The organism is Streptomyces himalayensis subsp. himalayensis (assembly GCF_013778455.1).
Taxonomy (GTDB): Bacteria; Actinomycetota; Actinomycetes; order Streptomycetales; family Streptomycetaceae; genus Streptomyces; species Streptomyces himalayensis.
In genome coordinates, this window is sequence record NZ_JACEHE010000006.1 from 137,715 (window position 1) to 153,645 (window position 15,931).

The 15,931-nt window shown below is 69.9% G+C and carries 11 protein-coding genes; 9 read left to right on the top strand and 2 right to left on the bottom strand.

Features of this window, described 5'->3' with window-relative positions; translation table 11 throughout:
• Nucleotides 1-5: 5 nt before the first annotated feature.
• From H1D24_RS12340 to H1D24_RS12355, 4 genes are all read left to right on the top strand, one after another.
• Nucleotides 6-1,316: an ABC transporter substrate-binding protein gene (locus H1D24_RS12340; protein WP_181657509.1), complete on the top strand. Its 1,311-nt coding sequence runs from the start codon at nucleotides 6-8 to the stop codon at nucleotides 1,314-1,316.
• A gap of 96 nt (nucleotides 1,317-1,412) precedes the next feature.
• Nucleotides 1,413-2,408, top strand: a complete 996-nt coding sequence (locus tag H1D24_RS12345; RefSeq protein ID WP_181657510.1) for a carbohydrate ABC transporter permease — start codon at nucleotides 1,413-1,415, stop codon at nucleotides 2,406-2,408.
• Nucleotides 2,409-2,421: 13 nt separating this feature from the next.
• Nucleotides 2,422-3,354 (top strand): carbohydrate ABC transporter permease, encoded by a 933-nt coding sequence (locus H1D24_RS12350; RefSeq protein ID WP_181657511.1) that lies wholly within the window; start codon nucleotides 2,422-2,424, stop codon nucleotides 3,352-3,354.
• A gap of 85 nt (nucleotides 3,355-3,439) precedes the next feature.
• A complete protein-coding gene (locus tag H1D24_RS12355; RefSeq protein ID WP_181657512.1) occupies nucleotides 3,440-4,900 on the top strand; it encodes a GH1 family beta-glucosidase in 1,461 nt (486 codons plus the stop codon).
• A 359-nt stretch (nucleotides 4,901-5,259) separates the two neighbouring features.
• On the opposite strand, the gene H1D24_RS12360 is transcribed toward H1D24_RS12355, so the two are convergent.
• On the bottom strand, nucleotides 5,260-6,198 hold the full coding sequence (locus tag H1D24_RS12360; RefSeq protein ID WP_181657513.1) for a sulfotransferase family protein: 939 nt from the start codon (nucleotides 6,196-6,198) through the stop codon (nucleotides 5,260-5,262).
• A 244-nt stretch (nucleotides 6,199-6,442) separates the two neighbouring features.
• Nucleotides 6,443-7,489 carry a bile acid:sodium symporter family protein gene (locus H1D24_RS12365; protein ID WP_181657514.1) on the bottom strand — a complete coding sequence of 349 codons (1,047 nt, stop codon included), beginning with the start codon at nucleotides 7,487-7,489 and terminating at the stop codon, nucleotides 6,443-6,445.
• Nucleotides 7,490-7,656: 167 nt separating this feature from the next.
• Between H1D24_RS12365 and H1D24_RS12370 the strand changes: the two genes are divergently transcribed.
• The 5 genes from H1D24_RS12370 (at nucleotide 7,657) to H1D24_RS12390 (ending at nucleotide 15,635) form a co-directional block, all read left to right on the top strand.
• A complete protein-coding gene (locus H1D24_RS12370; RefSeq protein WP_181657515.1) occupies nucleotides 7,657-8,526 on the top strand; it encodes a LysR substrate-binding domain-containing protein in 870 nt (289 codons plus the stop codon).
• Between the two features lie 280 nt (nucleotides 8,527-8,806).
• Nucleotides 8,807-10,633, top strand: coding sequence for an AMP-dependent synthetase/ligase (locus tag H1D24_RS12375; protein ID WP_181657516.1), 1,827 nt, complete (start codon nucleotides 8,807-8,809; stop codon nucleotides 10,631-10,633).
• 121 nt (nucleotides 10,634-10,754) lie between these two features.
• Complete coding sequence (locus H1D24_RS12380) at nucleotides 10,755-12,014, top strand: ABC transporter substrate-binding protein (protein WP_181657517.1); 1,260 nt, start codon at nucleotides 10,755-10,757, stop codon at nucleotides 12,012-12,014.
• Nucleotides 12,015-12,045: 31 nt separating this feature from the next.
• Complete coding sequence (locus H1D24_RS12385; protein WP_181657518.1) at nucleotides 12,046-14,862, top strand: ABC transporter permease subunit; 2,817 nt, start codon at nucleotides 12,046-12,048, stop codon at nucleotides 14,860-14,862.
• Complete coding sequence (locus H1D24_RS12390) at nucleotides 14,859-15,635, top strand: ABC transporter ATP-binding protein (RefSeq protein WP_181657519.1); 777 nt, start codon at nucleotides 14,859-14,861, stop codon at nucleotides 15,633-15,635. Before H1D24_RS12385 ends, H1D24_RS12390 begins: the two co-directional genes overlap by 4 nt.
• Nucleotides 15,636-15,931: the final 296 nt, after the last annotated feature.

Below are 15,931 nucleotides of genomic sequence, written 5' to 3' on the forward strand. Positions count from 1 at the left end.
ACGGAATGAGCAAGGCCCGCAAGCAGTTGCGTACAAAAGTCGTGGCCGCAGTCTCGGCTGTGACGGCCCTGGGCATGGTCGTGGGCTGCAGTGGAGGCAGCGACACGGGGACCGGCGGGGGCCGGAAGGACGGCAAGGTCACCATCACCATGGGGCTCTTCGGCGTCATGGGCTTCAAGGAGACCGGCCTCCTCGAGAAGTACATGAAGCTGCACCCGGACGTCGTCATCAAGGCGGATGTCGCCGGTGACGAGCAGACCTACTACACCGCACTGCAGACGCACCTGGCCGCCGGCAGCGGTCTGAAGGACATCCAGGGCATAGAGATCGGCCGCGCCAAGGAACTCGTCGACACGCAGAAGGACAAGTTCGTCGACCTCTCGGACGTCTCCGGAGCCGACCACTTCCTGCCCTGGAAGCTCAGCCAGGTCACCGCATCCGACAAGAAGGTGATCGGGCTCGGCACGGACATCGGCCCGATGGCTGTCTGCTACCGCAAGGACTTCTTCGAGCAGGCCGGACTGCCCACCGACCGCGACGAGGTCGCGAAGCTGTGGGAGGGCGATTGGTCCAAGTACGTCGAGGCAGGCAAGCGCTTCACGAAGAACACGAAGAGCAAGGTCGCCTTCATGGACAGCTCCAGCGGCCTGTTCAACGCCATGATCTACGGCAGTTCGCAGCAGTTCTACGACAAGAGCGGCGAGCTCATCTATGCGAAGAACCCGGTGGTGAAGGATGCCTGGAGCCTGGCGTCCGATGCGGCCACGTCCGGGCTGACCGCCAAACTCCGGCAGTTCCAGCCCGGTTGGGACCCCGGCCTCGCCAACAGCACGTTCGCCAGCACGGTGTGCCCGGCCTGGATGCTCGCCCACATCAGCGAGAAAGCCGGCCCGAAGAACAAGGGCAAGTGGGACGTCGCCAAGGCACCCCAGGGCGCCAACTGGGGCGGATCGTTCCTCGGCGTCATGGAGCAGAGCCCGGTCAAGAAGGAGGCGAAGGAGCTCGTCGCCTGGCTCACGGCTCCCGAGCAGCAGGCCTACCTCTTCGAGAAGATCGGCAACTTCCCGTCGTCCGAGGCCGCCTTGAAGATGCCCGAAGTGGCGGACGGGAAGTCCGACTACTTCGGCGGCGCGCCCATCGGCGAGATCTTCGGCGCGGCGGCCAAGGAGATCCCCGACGAGCAGGTGCTCGGCCGCAAGGACGGCACCATCAAGGACATCTTCTCGCAGGGCCTGACGCTGATCGAGGCGCAGAACAAGAGCCCGGAAGAGGCCTGGAAGACCACTGACGAACGCATCGAGAAGGCCGCCGGCTGAGCGTTCCGCCCTTCGCCGCAGGCGCCCGGCGACGCGCATCCCGCGTGGCCGCCGGGCCCTCGGCCCCCACCCGCTTCCAAGGAAGGATCCCTTCCGGTGGCCACCTCCACCAAGACGTCCCAAGGCGGTGCTCTCGGCACCGCTCCCCCGGCCGGGAACCGCGCGAGCGGGGACCGCCAGGGGCGGCGGAACCTGCTGCACCGCCTCGACCTGCGTGGCGCGCCGTACGCGTTCGTCGCCCCGTTCTTCGTGGTCTTCGCGGCCTTCAGCTTCTACCCGCTGCTCTACACCTCCTGGATCTCGCTCCATCGCGTCGAGATGTCGTCGCTGAACCTGATGGAGTGGGTCGCGTTCGACAACTACACGGCGCTGTGGCACGACGACCGCTTCTGGAACGCGCTGGCCAACACCTTCACCATCGGTGTGATCTCCACCGTGCCGCAGCTGCTGATGGCCCTAGGCCTGGCCCATCTGCTCAACTACAAGCTGCGTGGTTCGACGTTCTTCCGCGTCGCGGCCCTGACTCCGTACGCGACGTCGGTCGGGGCCGCGGCCCTGGTGTTCACGATGCTCTTCGAGCGCGACTTCGGCATGATCAACTGGATGCTGGGCCCGTTCGGTGTGGACAACATCGACTGGGAGAACAACAAGTGGGCGGCGCAGACGGCGATCTCCACCATCGTGATCTGGCGCTGGACCGGCTACAACGCCCTGCTCTACCTCGCGGCCATGCAGGCCATCCCGCAGGACCGCTACGAGGCGGCCGCCATCGACGGGGCATCCCGCTGGCAGCAGTTCCTCAAGGTCACGGTGCCGGGCATCCGTTCCACCATCGTCTTCACCATCGTGCTGTCCACGATCGGCGCAACGCAGCTCTTCGGTGAGCCGCTGATCTTCGGCCAGGGCCCCAACGGCATCACCGGCGGTGCGGACAACCAGTACCAGACGCTGGGCCTGCTGCTGTACGAGGAGGGCTGGAAGAACTACCAGATGGGACGGGCCGCCACCGTCGCCTGGGCGATGTTCCTGCTGCTCATCCTCGTCTTCGTCGTCCAGCGAGTCCTCAAGCGCGCCCTGGCGCGCAGTTCCTGACCAGGAGACCTCCATGACCACTGACAGCCTCCCGGTCCGGACGGCCGACGCACGCACCCGTACCGCGTCCGACGGCACGCCGTACGGCCGCCGCCGCCCACGTCTGTCGCTACGCCAGCGGGCCGGCCGCCAGCACCACGCGGGGCCCGTCGCCTATGTGCTGCTCGGCCTGGCCGCGCTGTTCTCCCTCTTCCCGCTCTACTTCACGATGGTGGCGGCGTCGAGCGACAACACGCGCGTGACGCAGACGCCCCCGCCCTTCCTGCCCGGCCCCCATCTGCTCGAGAACCTGGGCAAGGCGTGGCAGGACGCCGCGCTCGGCAAGGCCATGGTCAACAGCCTCATCGTGGCCGGGGTCATCGCCCTGTCCACCGTGCTGTTCGCCACGCTGGCCGGGTTCGCCTTCGCCAAGCTGCGCTTCAGGGGCCGCAACATCCTGCTGATGCTGGTGATCGGAACGATGATGATTCCGCCCCAGCTCGGTGTCGTGCCGCTGTTCATGATGATGGCGGAGCTGGGGTGGGGGCAGAAGCTGCCCGCCGTCATCTTCCCCACACTCGTCAGCGCGGTCGGCGTGTTCTTCATGCGGCAGTACCTCTCCGAAGCCCTGCCCGACGAGCTGGTCGAGGCGGGGCGCGTGGACGGAGCGCACTCGCTGCGCATCTTCTGGAGCATCGTGCTGCCCGTCGCGCGGCCGGCCATGGCCGTGCTGTTCATGATCACGTTCGTGCACGCGTGGAACGACTTCTTCTGGCCGTTCATCGCGCTGGACATGAGCAACCCGACGGTCCCCGTCGCCCTCACGCAGCTCAGCGCGGGCTATGTACGCGACCAGTCGCTGATCATGGCCGGTGCCCTGCTCGGCACCTTGCCCCTCCTCGCCATGTTCGTCGTCTTCGGACGCCAGATCGTCGGCGGGATCATGCAGGGCGCGGTCAAGGGCTGAGCGCGCCCGGATGCCCCGTGACGGACGCCCGCCAGGCCGGGCGTCGACTCCCCTGCTCCACCCCACCTCATCCGGAAGGACCTCCGTGACCACCGCAACCCGACGTTCCGCGCCCGCCCCGGGGACCGCCGCCGCCCGTACGTTTCCCCTGGGATTCACCTGGGGCACCGCGACTGCCGCATACCAGATCGAGGGCGCCGCCACCGAGGACGGCCGCACTCCGTCCATCTGGGACACCTACTCCCACACCCCCGGCAAAGTGCGCAACGGAGACACCGGCGACGTGGCCTGCAACCACTACCACCGCTGGCGCGAGGACGTCCGGATCATGGCCGACCTCGGTGTGAGCGCCTACCGCTTCTCGCTGTCCTGGTCGCGCGTGCAGCCGACCGGCCGCGGCCCCGCGGTCCAAAAGGGGCTCGACTTCTACCGTCGGCTGACCGACGCCCTGCTCGAGAAGGGCATCCAACCGGTCGTCACCCTCTACCACTGGGACCTTCCGCAGGACCTGGAGGACGCAGGCGGCTGGCCGGAGCGGGTCACCGCCGACCGGTTCGCCGAGTACGCCACCCTGGCCGCGCGGGCGCTCGGGGACCGGGTCAGGACCTGGACGACCCTCAACGAGCCCTGGTGCAGCGCCTTTCTCGGATACGCGTCGGGGGTGCACGCACCCGGGCGCACCGATCCGGTGGCGGCTCTGCGTGCGGCGCACCATCTCAACCTCGCGCACGGCAAGGCGGTTCAGGCACTGCGTGCGGAACTCCCCGCCACCGCACAGACGTCGATCACCCTCAACCTCCACCACGTCCGCTCCCTCACCGACGGCGCGGAGGACAAGGAGGCGGCCCGCCGCATCGACGCGCTGGGCAACCGGATCTTCACCGGCCCGCAGTTGGAAGGCCGTTACCCGGAGGACCTCCTGCAGGACACCGCCCGCCTGACCGACTGGTCCTTCGTTCGCGACGGAGACACCGCCCAGATCAACCAGCCGCTGGACTTCCTGGGAGTCAACTACTACACACCCACCCTCGTGTCGGCCGCGACCGGCGAGGGCAGCCACGGTGCCGACGGCCACGGCCGCAGCGACCACAGCCCCTGGCCCGGCGCCGACGACGTGGCCTTCCACCTCCCGCCGGGCGACACGACGGCTATGGGCTGGGCGGTGGACCCCAGTGGCCTGTACGACCTGTTGCTGCGGCTGAAGGCCGACTTCCCCGCGCTCCCGCTGATGATCACCGAGAACGGCGCGGCCTTCGACGACTACGTCGACCCGGCGGGCCGGGTCGTCGACCCGGACCGTATCGCGTATCTGCGGGGCCATCTCACGGCCGTGCACAGGGCGATCGAGGCGGGCGTCGACGTCCGCGGCTACTTCCTGTGGTCCCTGCTGGACAATTTCGAGTGGGGCTACGGGTACAGCAAGCGGTTCGGCGCCGTCTACGTCGACTACCCGACCGGGCGGCGCATTCCCAAGGCGAGCGCCAGGTGGTACGCCGACGTGGCCCGCTCGGGAAGGGTGCAGGCCGCGGACGACGACGCCCGGTGACGGGGTTCCGGGCCGCCTGTCCGGCGGACGCTCCCGTCAGCTGGGGCGCCCGGATCGGCTGAGGCGGCCGGTCAGCGGGCGCCAGGCGAGGACTGCACCCGCACAGCAGGGGGTGAACGGGGCGGTTGGTCCATGACCGCCGCCCCGAGGGCCCTCGAGGGCCGCCCCTCCGCACCAGCGCACCGTCGCTCCGGCTCACCGTCGCCCCGTCGCTCCGGCCCACCGTCGCCCCGTCGCTCCGGCCCACCGTCGCCCCGTCGCTCGGAGTGTGCGGCAGGCCGGCTCCTGCCTCCGATCCGGCCCGCTGGCGCTTGGTTCGCGGCGTGTGCTGCCGCGGCCCGGTGGGCGAAGCACACCCCTTACGCAGGCGGCATCCCGGAATCGACGCCCTGTGCCCCGGACACTCCGTACCCCCACCCTTCGGCGATCTCCACGAGGCGCTCCGGCAGCCCGGAGCAGTCCGTGGCGGTACGGGCGGGCTGGATGCGGCCGGAGCGGATCTTCTCGCTCCAGTCGCCGATGTGAGGCCGGAACTTGCCGTGGTCCTGGGAGCCGTAGTCGAGCATCGCCTCTTCCCACTCGATCCCCAGATAGGTACATATGCGGCGGGTCTCGCGCTCGGGGTCGGCGGTGAGGTCCTCGTACGCGACCGTGACGCCGTCCAGCGCCTCCTGCGCCTGCTCCAGGCGCTCGGCGTACCGCTGGACCTCGGCGTGGATCTCGTCCAGGTCGGGTTCCTGGCGGCGGGCGGTGAGCGACTCCACGACGGCTGCGGGGTGGCGGATCAGGAAGATGTAGCGGGCCTCCGGCCAGGCACGGCGGAGGCGGGGCCACATCAGGGTGTTGGCCGGGGTCTTGTCGACGATGAGGTCCTTGCCGCTGCGTTCGAGCTCGTGGCTCAGCACGCGGTCCCAGAGCATGTGCTCGAGCTCCTCGCGGTTCAGACCCAGTGCGCGCATGGCGGTGACGGTGAAGTCGCGGTCCTCGCGGACATGGAGGGTGCGCAGGTGCATCTCGTGCGGGGCGCGGATCCGTGAGTGGCTGTTGAGCAGCACCCGCAGCAGCGTGGAGCCGGACCGTACGGGGGAGAGCAGGAACACCGGGGACTCGACGAGACGGCGGGCGGGTTCCACCGCCGGTCCCTCGGGTCGGGGCGCACGCTGGGCGGGAATCCCGTCGAGAGGCCGCGCCTGAGCCGCTGCCGAGGGCTTGGGGGCCGGCGGCTTGAGCGCCTCGCCCAGAAGTCTTCCTCTGCGCCGCAGCCCCTTGCGTACGGCATCCCAACGGGGGTCCTGCACGGTGGTGCCACCTTCCCTGATCGTGATTTCTCGGCCCCTGGCCCACTCTGGCCTCAGCCGTTCCCCCGTCGGGGACACCTCATTGGGTCGAAGAGAATTCCTGGTTAATCACAGGCAAATCGGAGACGGCACATCCCGCACACAGACACCGGGCCGGTCCGCGACGGCACATCAGCCGACGCGGTATCTCCGAGCACCGGGTGGCCCCCGCCCCCGTGCGGCAGGGTTATCCGGCCTCCGCACATCAGCCGGAACGTGTCGCCGTACCGGCCGCGGTTCGTTCAGCCGTGGGCGCCGGCCGAGCCGTGACGGGGTCGGCCGCGTCCGTGTCGCGAGCCCGGCGCCCAGCGATCACCGCGCAGACCATGAGCTGCATCTGATGGAAGAGCATCAGCGGCAGCACGGCCAGCGAGGCCTGCGCACCGAACAGCACGCTCGCCATGGGAAGCCCGGAGGCCAGGGACTTCTTGGAGCCGGCGAACTGGATCGCGATCCGGTCGGCCCGGTCGAAGCCCAGCCGCTTGCTGCCGTACCAGGTGAGCGCGAGCATCACCGCGAGCAGCACCGCTTCCACACCGAGCAGCGCGGCGAGCCGCAGCGGGGTCACCTGGTGCCAGATGCCCTGCACCATGCCCTCGCTGAAGGCCGTGTAGACGACGAGCAGGATCGACACGCGGTCCACCTGCCCGAGGACCTTCTTGTGGCGCCCGACGAATCGGCCGATCCAGCGGCGCAGCAACTGCCCTGCCAGGAAGGGCACCAGCAGTTGCAGCACGATTCTCACCAGCGAGTCCGCCGAGAACCCGCCGCCGGTGCCGCCGAGGAGCGCCGCCGCGAGCAGCGGCGTCAGGACGATTCCGGCGAGCGAGGAGAAGGACCCGGCGCAGATCGCGGCGGGCACGTTGCCGCGCGCGACCGACGTGAAGGCGATGGACGACTGGACGGTCGACGGGACGAGCGTGAGGAACAGGAAGCCGCTGTAGAGGGCGGGTGTCAGCACGTACGGGACGAGCCCCCCGGCCGCGAGCCCCAGCAGCGGAAAGACGACGAACGTAGAGGCGAGAATCGTGACGTGGAGGCGCCAGTGCCGCAGTCCGTCGAGCGCCTCGCGGGTCGACAGCCGCACGCCGTAGAGGAAGAACAGCAGCGCCACGGCGGCCGTGGAGGCGCCCGATGCGACATCGGCGGCGGTGCCCCGGGCGGGGAGCAGAGCGGCGACGGCCACCGTCGCGAGCAACGCCAGGATGTACGGATCGATCGGCAGCCGGCTCGGCCACTGCAGGCGTTTCACGGTGCTCCATGCTCTCGGTGCTCGGTGCGGGGTTCCCCCACGCCGTGCAGGCAGTGGGGGCGGGTCGTGCCCTCTCCATCTTCCTCTTGATCATCGTGATCGGGAATCCGCTATACCGCTCTGACTGTCATCACATATCGCGATGAGCGCGCGCTAGGCTGGCCCTCGTGTACGACCCGTCCCAGCTGCGTACGTTCCTGGCGGTGGCACAGACGCTGAGCTTCACGCAGGCCGCCCGCAGGCTCGGGCTGCGTCAGTCCACGGTGAGCCAGCATGTGCGTCGCCTGGAGGACGCCACGGGTCGGCAGCTGTTCAGCCGTGACACCCACTCCGTGGAGCTGACCGAGGACGGCGAGGCGATGCTCGGCTTCGCGCGCCGCATCCTCGAGGTCCACGAGCAGGCGTCGGCGTTCTTCACCGGTACGCGGCTGCGCGGCCGGCTGCGCTTCGGCGCCTCCGAGGACTTCGTCCTCACCCGGCTCACGGAGATCCTGGAGTCCTTCCGCCACGACCATCCGGAAGTCGATCTGGAACTGACGGTCGAGCTGTCCGGCACGCTGCACGAGCAGCTCGCCGCCGGGAAGCTCGATCTCGTACTCGCCAAGCGGCGCCCGGAGGACCCGCGGGGCGAGACCGTCCGGCACGACAAGCTGGTATGGATCGGGTCGGAGCGGCTACGCCTCGACCCCGACCGGCCCCTGCCGCTCATCGTGTATCCGCCGCCCGGCATCACCCGCGCCCTCGCACTCGAGGCGCTCGAGCGGCAGGGCCGCGCCTGGCGCATCGTCTGCACGAGCGGCAGCCTCAACGGCCTGATCGCGGCGGCCCGCGCGGGCCTCGGCGTGATGGCCCACTCCCGCGGCCTGATCCCGCCAGGCCTGGTGCGCGTCCCGGACCGGGCGGGCCTGCCGGAGCTCGGCGAGGTCGACTTCGTACTGGTCCACGGGCGGCGCCGGCCCTCCGCACAGGCCGCGGCGGACGCGCTGGCGGCGGCGATCCTGGCGGGCGGGGACCGGCTGCACCGGGAGCGCGGCTAGGGGGCCGGGGACGCCCGGTCAGGACCAGCCCCACAGGGGGACCTGCGTGCCGTGCCCCGGGTTCCGCGTGGCGTGACCGCGTCGTACAGATTCCGTGGAGATTACGACGGTGAAGATCGCCGAGCACTCATGATTCTGTCCCGGCCTCCCCCCATGTAGCCCCATTTATAAGCCTGACCTGTGCATATGGCGCCCGGTCCGGCGAAACGTCACCCCTCCCGCGGCCTCCCGTCGTGAGGTACCGTCACCCGCGCTGTGCGGAGCGTCACAAGGAGCATCATTGCGCGAGTTCACCACCCCTCCGTTGGCGCTGCCGCCGCCGGTGGGCGGCCTGGCCGACGCCGTGTTCGACCATGCCCTCGAGGAGCCGCTGCGCATCGCTCTCGGCCGCAAGGGAGACGACGGACAGTGGCATGACGTGACCGCCGGCGAGTTCCGCGACGAGGTGCTCGCGCTCGCCAAGGGACTGCTGGCACAGGGCGTACGGTTCGGGGACCGCGTCGCCATCATGTCCCGTACGCGCTACGAGTGGACGCTCTTCGACTTCGCGCTGTGGACGATCGGTGCCCAGGTGGTGCCCGTCTACCCCACGTCCTCCGCCGAGCAGGTCTTCTGGATGATGCACGACGCCCAGGTGACCGCCGCCATGGTCGAGCACGAGGACCACGCCATGACGATCGGCTCGGTCATAGACCGGCTGCCCCAGCTGCACCGCCTGTGGCAGCTCGACGAGGACGCGGTGCAGGAGTTGTACGAGGCCGGGGCGCACATCGACGACGACGTGGTGCACCGGCACCGCCGCGCAGTCACCCCGGAGTCCGTCGCGACCGTCATCTACACCTCGGGCACCACCGGCCGCCCCAAGGGATGTGTGATCACCCACGGGAACTTCATGTTCGAGGCCGACACGGTGATCGAGCGCTGGGAGCCGGTGTTCCACTCCAAGCGCGGCGACGAGGCGGCCACTCTGCTGTTCCTGCCGCTCGCGCACGTCTTCGGCCGCATGGTGGAGGTCGCGGCGATCCGCGGCCGGGTGAAACTCGGACACCAGCCGCAGCTCAACGCGGCCGCCCTGCTGCCCGATCTGGCCGCCTTCAGGCCGACGTTCATCCTGGCCGTGCCGTACATCTTCGAGAAGGTCTTCAACGCTGCCCGGCGGAAGGCCGAGAAGGACGGCAAGGCAGGGGCGTTCGCCAAGGCGGTCGACGTCGCCGTGCGGTACGCGGACGCCGTGGAGGCCAAGGCCTTCGGTACAGGCCCGGGCCCGTCCCCCGCGTTGCGCATGCAGCACCAGCTCTTCGACAAGCTCGTCTACTCCAAGGTGCGCGACGCGATGGGCGGCCGGGTGCGGCACGCCATGTCCGGCGGCTCGGCGATGGACCGGAAGCTCGGACTGTTCTTCGCGGGCGCGGGCGTCCTCGTCTACGAGGGGTACGGGCTGACGGAGTCGACCGCGGCCGCGACCGCCAACCCGCCCGAGCGCACTCGCTACGGCACGGTCGGACTGCCCATTCCGGGGGCGACCGTGCACATCGCGGACGACGGCGAGGTGTGGCTGCACGGCGGGCATGTCTTCCAGGGATACCTCAACGATCCCAAGGCCACCGACGCCACCCTGCACGACGGCTGGCTGGCCACCGGCGACCTGGGCTCGCTCGACGAGGACGGCTACCTCACGATCAGCGGCCGCAAGAAGGAGATCCTGGTGACCTCCAGCGGCAAGAGCGTGTCCCCGGCCGTCCTGGAGGAGCGGGTCCGCGACCATCCGCTGGTCGCGCAGTGCATCGTCGTCGGCAACGACCGCCCGTACATCGCCGCCCTCGTCACCCTCGATGCGGAAGCCGTGGAGCACTGGCTGCAGATGCGCGGCAAGCCGACGCCGAAGCCGGCCGATCTGGTGCACGACACCGATCTGGAGACCGAGGTACGGCGTGCGGTCGTGGCCGCCAACACGCTGGTCTCGCAGGCGGAGTCCATCCGGACCTTCCGGATACTGGCCCACCAGTTCACCGAGGAGCACGGTCTGCTCACCCCCTCGCTGAAGCTGAAGCGGAAGGCGATCGAGCAGGCGTACGCGACGGAGGTCGAGGCGCTGTACCGCGCGTGATCCCCGGCCGACGGGCTCTCGTCATTTTCTGACGGTCCATCAATTACCGATGCGTCAGTTATTGACGCCTCGTCAGGTCGCACACACAATTTCGGTCACCCTGACGAGGAGGGGACCCGACGTGTTGCGACCCATCCGCACCCTCGCCGCAGCGGCCGCCGCGCTGCTGCTCGCCACCGCCTGCAACTCGGCCGCCACCAGCGGTTCAGGATCCGGGGACGGCAAGACCGGTTCCGTACGCGGAGTGACCGACGACTCCATCAAGGTCGGCGGGATCGTCTCCATGACGACCGCCAGCGGCTACAGCAAGAAGGACACCGACCTGGGCGCGAAGGCCCGCTTCGACCGCGCCAACGCGGAGGGCGGTGTGGGCGGCCGGAAGATCGAGTACCTGGGCGCGGAGGACGACGGGCAGGACCCCGCCAAGAACCTGGCGGCGGCACGCAAACTCGTCCAGCAGGACAAGGTGTTCGCCGTCGCCCCGATGAGCTCGGTCACCTTCTCCGGCGCCGACTTCCTGCAGAAACAGAAGGTTCCCACGTTCGGCTGGGGCACTCTCCCGTCGTTCTGCGGGCCCACGTACATCTACGGCTTCGGCGGCTGCATGGTGCCCTCGCCCGGCGGCACGATCTCCCAGACGTGGCCGGAGGGGCTGAAGGACGTGATGGGCGGCTCCAAGGGCAAGAGCGTGGCGATCCTCGCCACCGACAACGACGCGGGCAACTTCGCCATCCGCACCTACAGCCAGAGTTTCACGTCGGCGGGTTACGAGGTGACGTACGCCAAGGCGGCGGTGCCCGCGACCTCGGTGCCCAGCGACTGGTCCGCGTACACGAAGGAGATCCTGCGCAGCGACGCCGGCAAGGCACCTGATGCCGTGGTCTCCGTGATGCAGACGCCGTACAACATCGGGCTGTTCACGGCGATCAAGCGCACCGGGTACAAGGGCGTGATCACCGATCCGACCGACTACGACCCGGGGCTGCTGGCAAAGAGCGCAACGAGGAAGGCGCTGGACGGGGTGCACGTGCTGCTGTCCTTCCAGCCGTTCGAGCAGGACACCGCGGCGATGAGGCAGTTCAAGGAGGACATCAGGAAGGCCGCCGGTAAGGATGTGCCCCTGAATATGCATATGGTCACCGGTTATATGTCGGCCGACCTCTTCCTCGCTATCGCCGAGAAGGCGGGCGAGGACCTGACCGTCGCGTCCTTCCAGAAGGCGGCGAACGGGTTCTCCGACACCGGCACGCTCGTCGGCGACCGTGCCGAGCCCAAGGGACGGACGGAGTCCTTCGGGTGCGGGGCGCTGGTGCAGCTCAAGGACGGCAGGTACGAGGTGTCGTCGCCGTTCGAGTGCTACGAGCCGATCCCCTTCAAGTAGCCGTCGAGGTCAGGGACTTGAGGGAGACGCCATGTCGGATCTGCTGGGGTTCGTACTGAGCGGACTGGTCTCGGGCGCGCTGTACGCGCTGCTCGCCACGGGCCTGGTCCTGTCGTATTCGGCGTCGGGCCTGTTCAACTTCGCCCACGGCGCCACCGCCTACCTCTGCGCGCTCGCCTTCTACGAGCTGCACTCCGGCTTCGGCTGGCCCGCCGTGCCGACGGCGCTGCTGCTGGTGTGCGTCGTGGCGCCCGCGCTGGGCTGGGGGCTTGACCGGTTGATGTTCCGCAAGCTGGCGCGGGTCGGCGAGACCGCGCAGATCGTGGCGACGATCGGTCTGCTCGTCGCGCTGCCCGCTCTGGGCCTGTGGGTGGTGGAGCTGCTGGAGGGCGCGGGCGCGCCGGTGAAACCCGCCGAGAACCAGTTCGGGCTGCCGGGCGTGGGACCGAGCCCGGCCACGTCATGGCAGCTCGTGGACGGCGTCGGGGTCGACTCCGACCAGCTGATCACCTGGGTGTGCACGGCGGTGGTGGCGGTCGGGCTGTGGGTGCTGATGCGCCACACACCGCTGGGGCTGAAGCTGCGGGCCGCGGTCGACAATCGCACCCTTGTCGAGCTGCGCGGGATGAGCGCGGACCGGCTGTCGTCGGTGGCGTGGATGCTGTCGTCGGCGCTGGCGGGCCTCGCCGGAGTGCTCGCCACTCCCCTGCTGGGCCTGTCGGCGCACGACTTCACGCTGTTCCTGTTCGTCTCCGCGACGGCGGCGGTGCTCGGCCGGTTCGCGTCGATCCCGCTCGCCTTCGCGGGCGGCCTGGGCCTCGGCGTGCTGCAGAACCTCGTCGCGGGATACGCGTCCTTCGCCGACGGCATCACCGGATTCCGTACCGCGGTGCCGTTCCTGATCCTCTTCGCCGGGCTGCTGTTCCTGACGCGACGGCAGCGTACGGCGGGCACGGCGGCCTCCGACGCGCCGCCGATCGACTATCTCGCGGGCCGGTCATGGGCGAGGCGCTGGGGGCCGTGGGCAGTGGCCGCCGTGCTGCTGGCCGTGGCCTTCTACACCGTCACGACTCCTTTCTGGAGCGGCATCCTCGCCCAAGGGCTCGCGATCTCGCTGGTCTTCATCTCGTTCACGGTGGTGACAGGCCTCGGGGCGATGGTGTCGCTGGCGCAGGCGACGTTCGTGACGGGCGCGGCGCTGGTGGCGGGGCTGCTGATGAGCCACGGATGGCCCTTCGCCGCAGCCGCACTGGCCGGCACCTGCGCAGCCGCGCTTCTCGGCGCGCTGGTGGCGCTTCCGGCGCTCCGGCTCGGCGGCCGCTCCCTCGCCCTGGCCACGCTGGCGCTCGCGTTCCTGGCAGACCAGGTGCTGTTCCAGATGGGCTGGTTGAGGAACGGCGACACCGGCTGGGAGATCCCGCGGGCGCTGTTCGGTCCGGTGGACCTCAACGACGACCGGGCCATGGGCGTCGCGATGCTCGTGCTGGTCACGGTGGCGGTGGCGGGCCTGAGCGCCCTGCGCGGCTCGCCGTCAGGCCGCGCCATGCTGGCGGTGCGCTCGGCGCCCGCGGCCGCCATGGCGTCCGGCGTCTCCGTGGTCCGTACGAAGCTACTGCTCTTCACGCTGTCGGCGGGGCTCGCGGGCTTCGGCGGCGTGATGTACGCGTCGTACAACACCCGGATCACCGCGACCGACTTCACGGCGATGACCGGGTTGATCTGGCTCGCCGTGGTGGTCGCGGCGGGCGTGCGCAGGCCGCAGTTCGCGGTGGTCGCGGGTCTTGTCTTCGCACTCGTCCCGCACCTGGTGTCGGACTACGTCACGGAGTCCGTGCACCTTCCGGTGATCCTCTTCGGCCTGGCGGGCCTGGCCCTGGCGAACGACCCGGACGGGTACTGCGCGGCGTTGCCGGTGCGGTTGCATCGGAGGCGGGCGGCGGTCTTCGCCAGCCCGCCCCATCCTGTGACTGGGGCTCCGCCCCAGACCCCGGATCGTCCTTCGGGCTCGTCCTCAAACTCCCCCAGACTTCGTCCGGGAGGTGCCCCCAGACGGGCTGAAGTGGTGACCCCTGCTCTCGAACTCCGCGGGGTCCACGCCGGATACGGCGGTGTCCACGTCCTCCACGGCGTCGATCTCGCCGTACACCCCGGTGAGATCCTCGCACTGCTCGGGCCCAACGGCGCCGGCAAGTCCACCACCTGCAAGGTCGCCGCCGGGCTGCTCGCGCCGAGTGCGGGTGCGGTGCACGTCGGCGGGCGCGATGCCACGCGCGAGGGTGTCGTACGGCGTTCGCGGGCCGGGGTCGTGCTGGCGCCCGAGGGGCGCGGCATCTTCCCGAATCTCACCATCGAGGAGAACCTCGCCCTCCGGCTGACCGGCAAGGACCAACGGGACGCCGTGTACGAGCGGTTCGCGGGTCTCGCGGCGCGTCGCCGCCTCGTGGCAGGCTCGCTGTCGGGCGGGGAGCAGCAGATGCTGGCCCTCGCGCCGCTGCTGCTGCGCCCGCCGCAGGTGCTGATCGCGGACGAGCCGTCCCTGGGGCTGGCGCCACGTGTGGTCGAGGAGGTGTTCCGGCTGCTCGCGGAGTTGCGGGAGGCGGGTACGGCGCTGCTGCTCGTCGAGGAGAAGGCGGCGGAGGTCCTCGGCATCGCCGACACTGTGGCGTATCTCGCCCAGGGGCGGGTGTCCTGGTGCGGCCCGCGCGACCAGGTACAGACGGATCGGCTGACCGAGGCCTACCTCGGTATAGCGGCGCCCGGGACGCACCGCCCGGCACAGGCGCCCGAACCCCAGGGACCGGCGCCCGGGCCTCAGGCATCGCCTACGCGAGGAGTGGTGCGGCCATGAGCGACCATGTCCTCGAGGCCTCCGGCATCGGCGTCCGGTTCGGTGGTGTCCGGGCCCTGGCCGGGGTGGGGGTAACGCTGCGGGCCGGCGAGGTGTGCGGGCTCATCGGCCCCAATGGCGCGGGCAAGACGACCCTCTTCGACGTCCTGTCCGGCATCCGCCGTCCGGACGAGGGCCGAATTCTGCTGGACGGAACGGACATCACGCGCCACTCCCCGGTGTGGCGCGCGCGGCACGGCATGCGTCGCACATTCCAGCGGCAGCAGCTCTTCGGTCAGCTGACGGTCGCCGACAATCTGCTGGTCGCGCAGGAGTGGCGGGGTGGCGGTGGCGGGCTCGCCGCCGATCTGGTGGGGGCGCCGACCCGGCGTACGCGGGAGGCGGCACGGAGGCAACGTGCGGCCGATGTGCTGGGCGTCTGCGGGCTCGACGATCTGACCGAGTCGTACGCGGGCGGCCTGCCCGTCGGCCAGGCGCGGATGGTCGAGCTGGCCCGTGCCGTGGCCGATCCGCCGAGGGTGCTGCTGCTCGACGAGCCCGCGTCGGGGATGGCGGCGGACGAGCGGCGTCATCTGGCGTCGGTGATCCGCCGTCTCGCGGACGACGAAGGCTGCGCGGTCCTCCTCGTCGAGCACAATGTCGCCTTCGTGATGGAGCTGTGCGCCCGTGTCGTCGTCCTCGACCTGGGTTCCGTGCTGGCGGAGGGCCCGGCCGCGGACGTCAGGGCGGATCCCGCCGTACGCGACGCCTATCTCGGCGCGTCGGCCCAGTGACCGACACCGGCGAGGCGGCACTGGGACGGTGACTGGACACCGGCGATCCGGCACTGCCACGGTGACTGGCCACTGGCGAGCCGGCACTGCGACGGTGACCTGACACCGGTGACCGGGCACGGCACCATGTGACCTGGCCATATGTCAGGACCCGATCAATCGCCCGGCCCGGCCCGATAGAATCGAAGCCGTTTCCGCCGAATTCTCGCGGCTCCCTCAACGGCCACGGGGCCCACTGGAACAACCGCACAACCGGACCCTGAACCAGGCCGGACCCTGAACCAGGAATGCACCGC

Coding starts and splice junctions, on each gene's coding strand:
- H1D24_RS12350 (WP_181657511.1), top strand. CDS start 2,422: ATGACCACTGACAGCCTCCCGGTCCGGACGGCCGACGCACGCACCCGT.
- H1D24_RS12340 (WP_181657509.1), top strand. CDS start 6: ATGAGCAAGGCCCGCAAGCAGTTGCGTACAAAAGTCGTGGCCGCAGTC.
- H1D24_RS12390 (WP_181657519.1), top strand. CDS start 14,859: ATGAGCGACCATGTCCTCGAGGCCTCCGGCATCGGCGTCCGGTTCGGT.
- H1D24_RS12385 (WP_181657518.1), top strand. CDS start 12,046: ATGTCGGATCTGCTGGGGTTCGTACTGAGCGGACTGGTCTCGGGCGCG.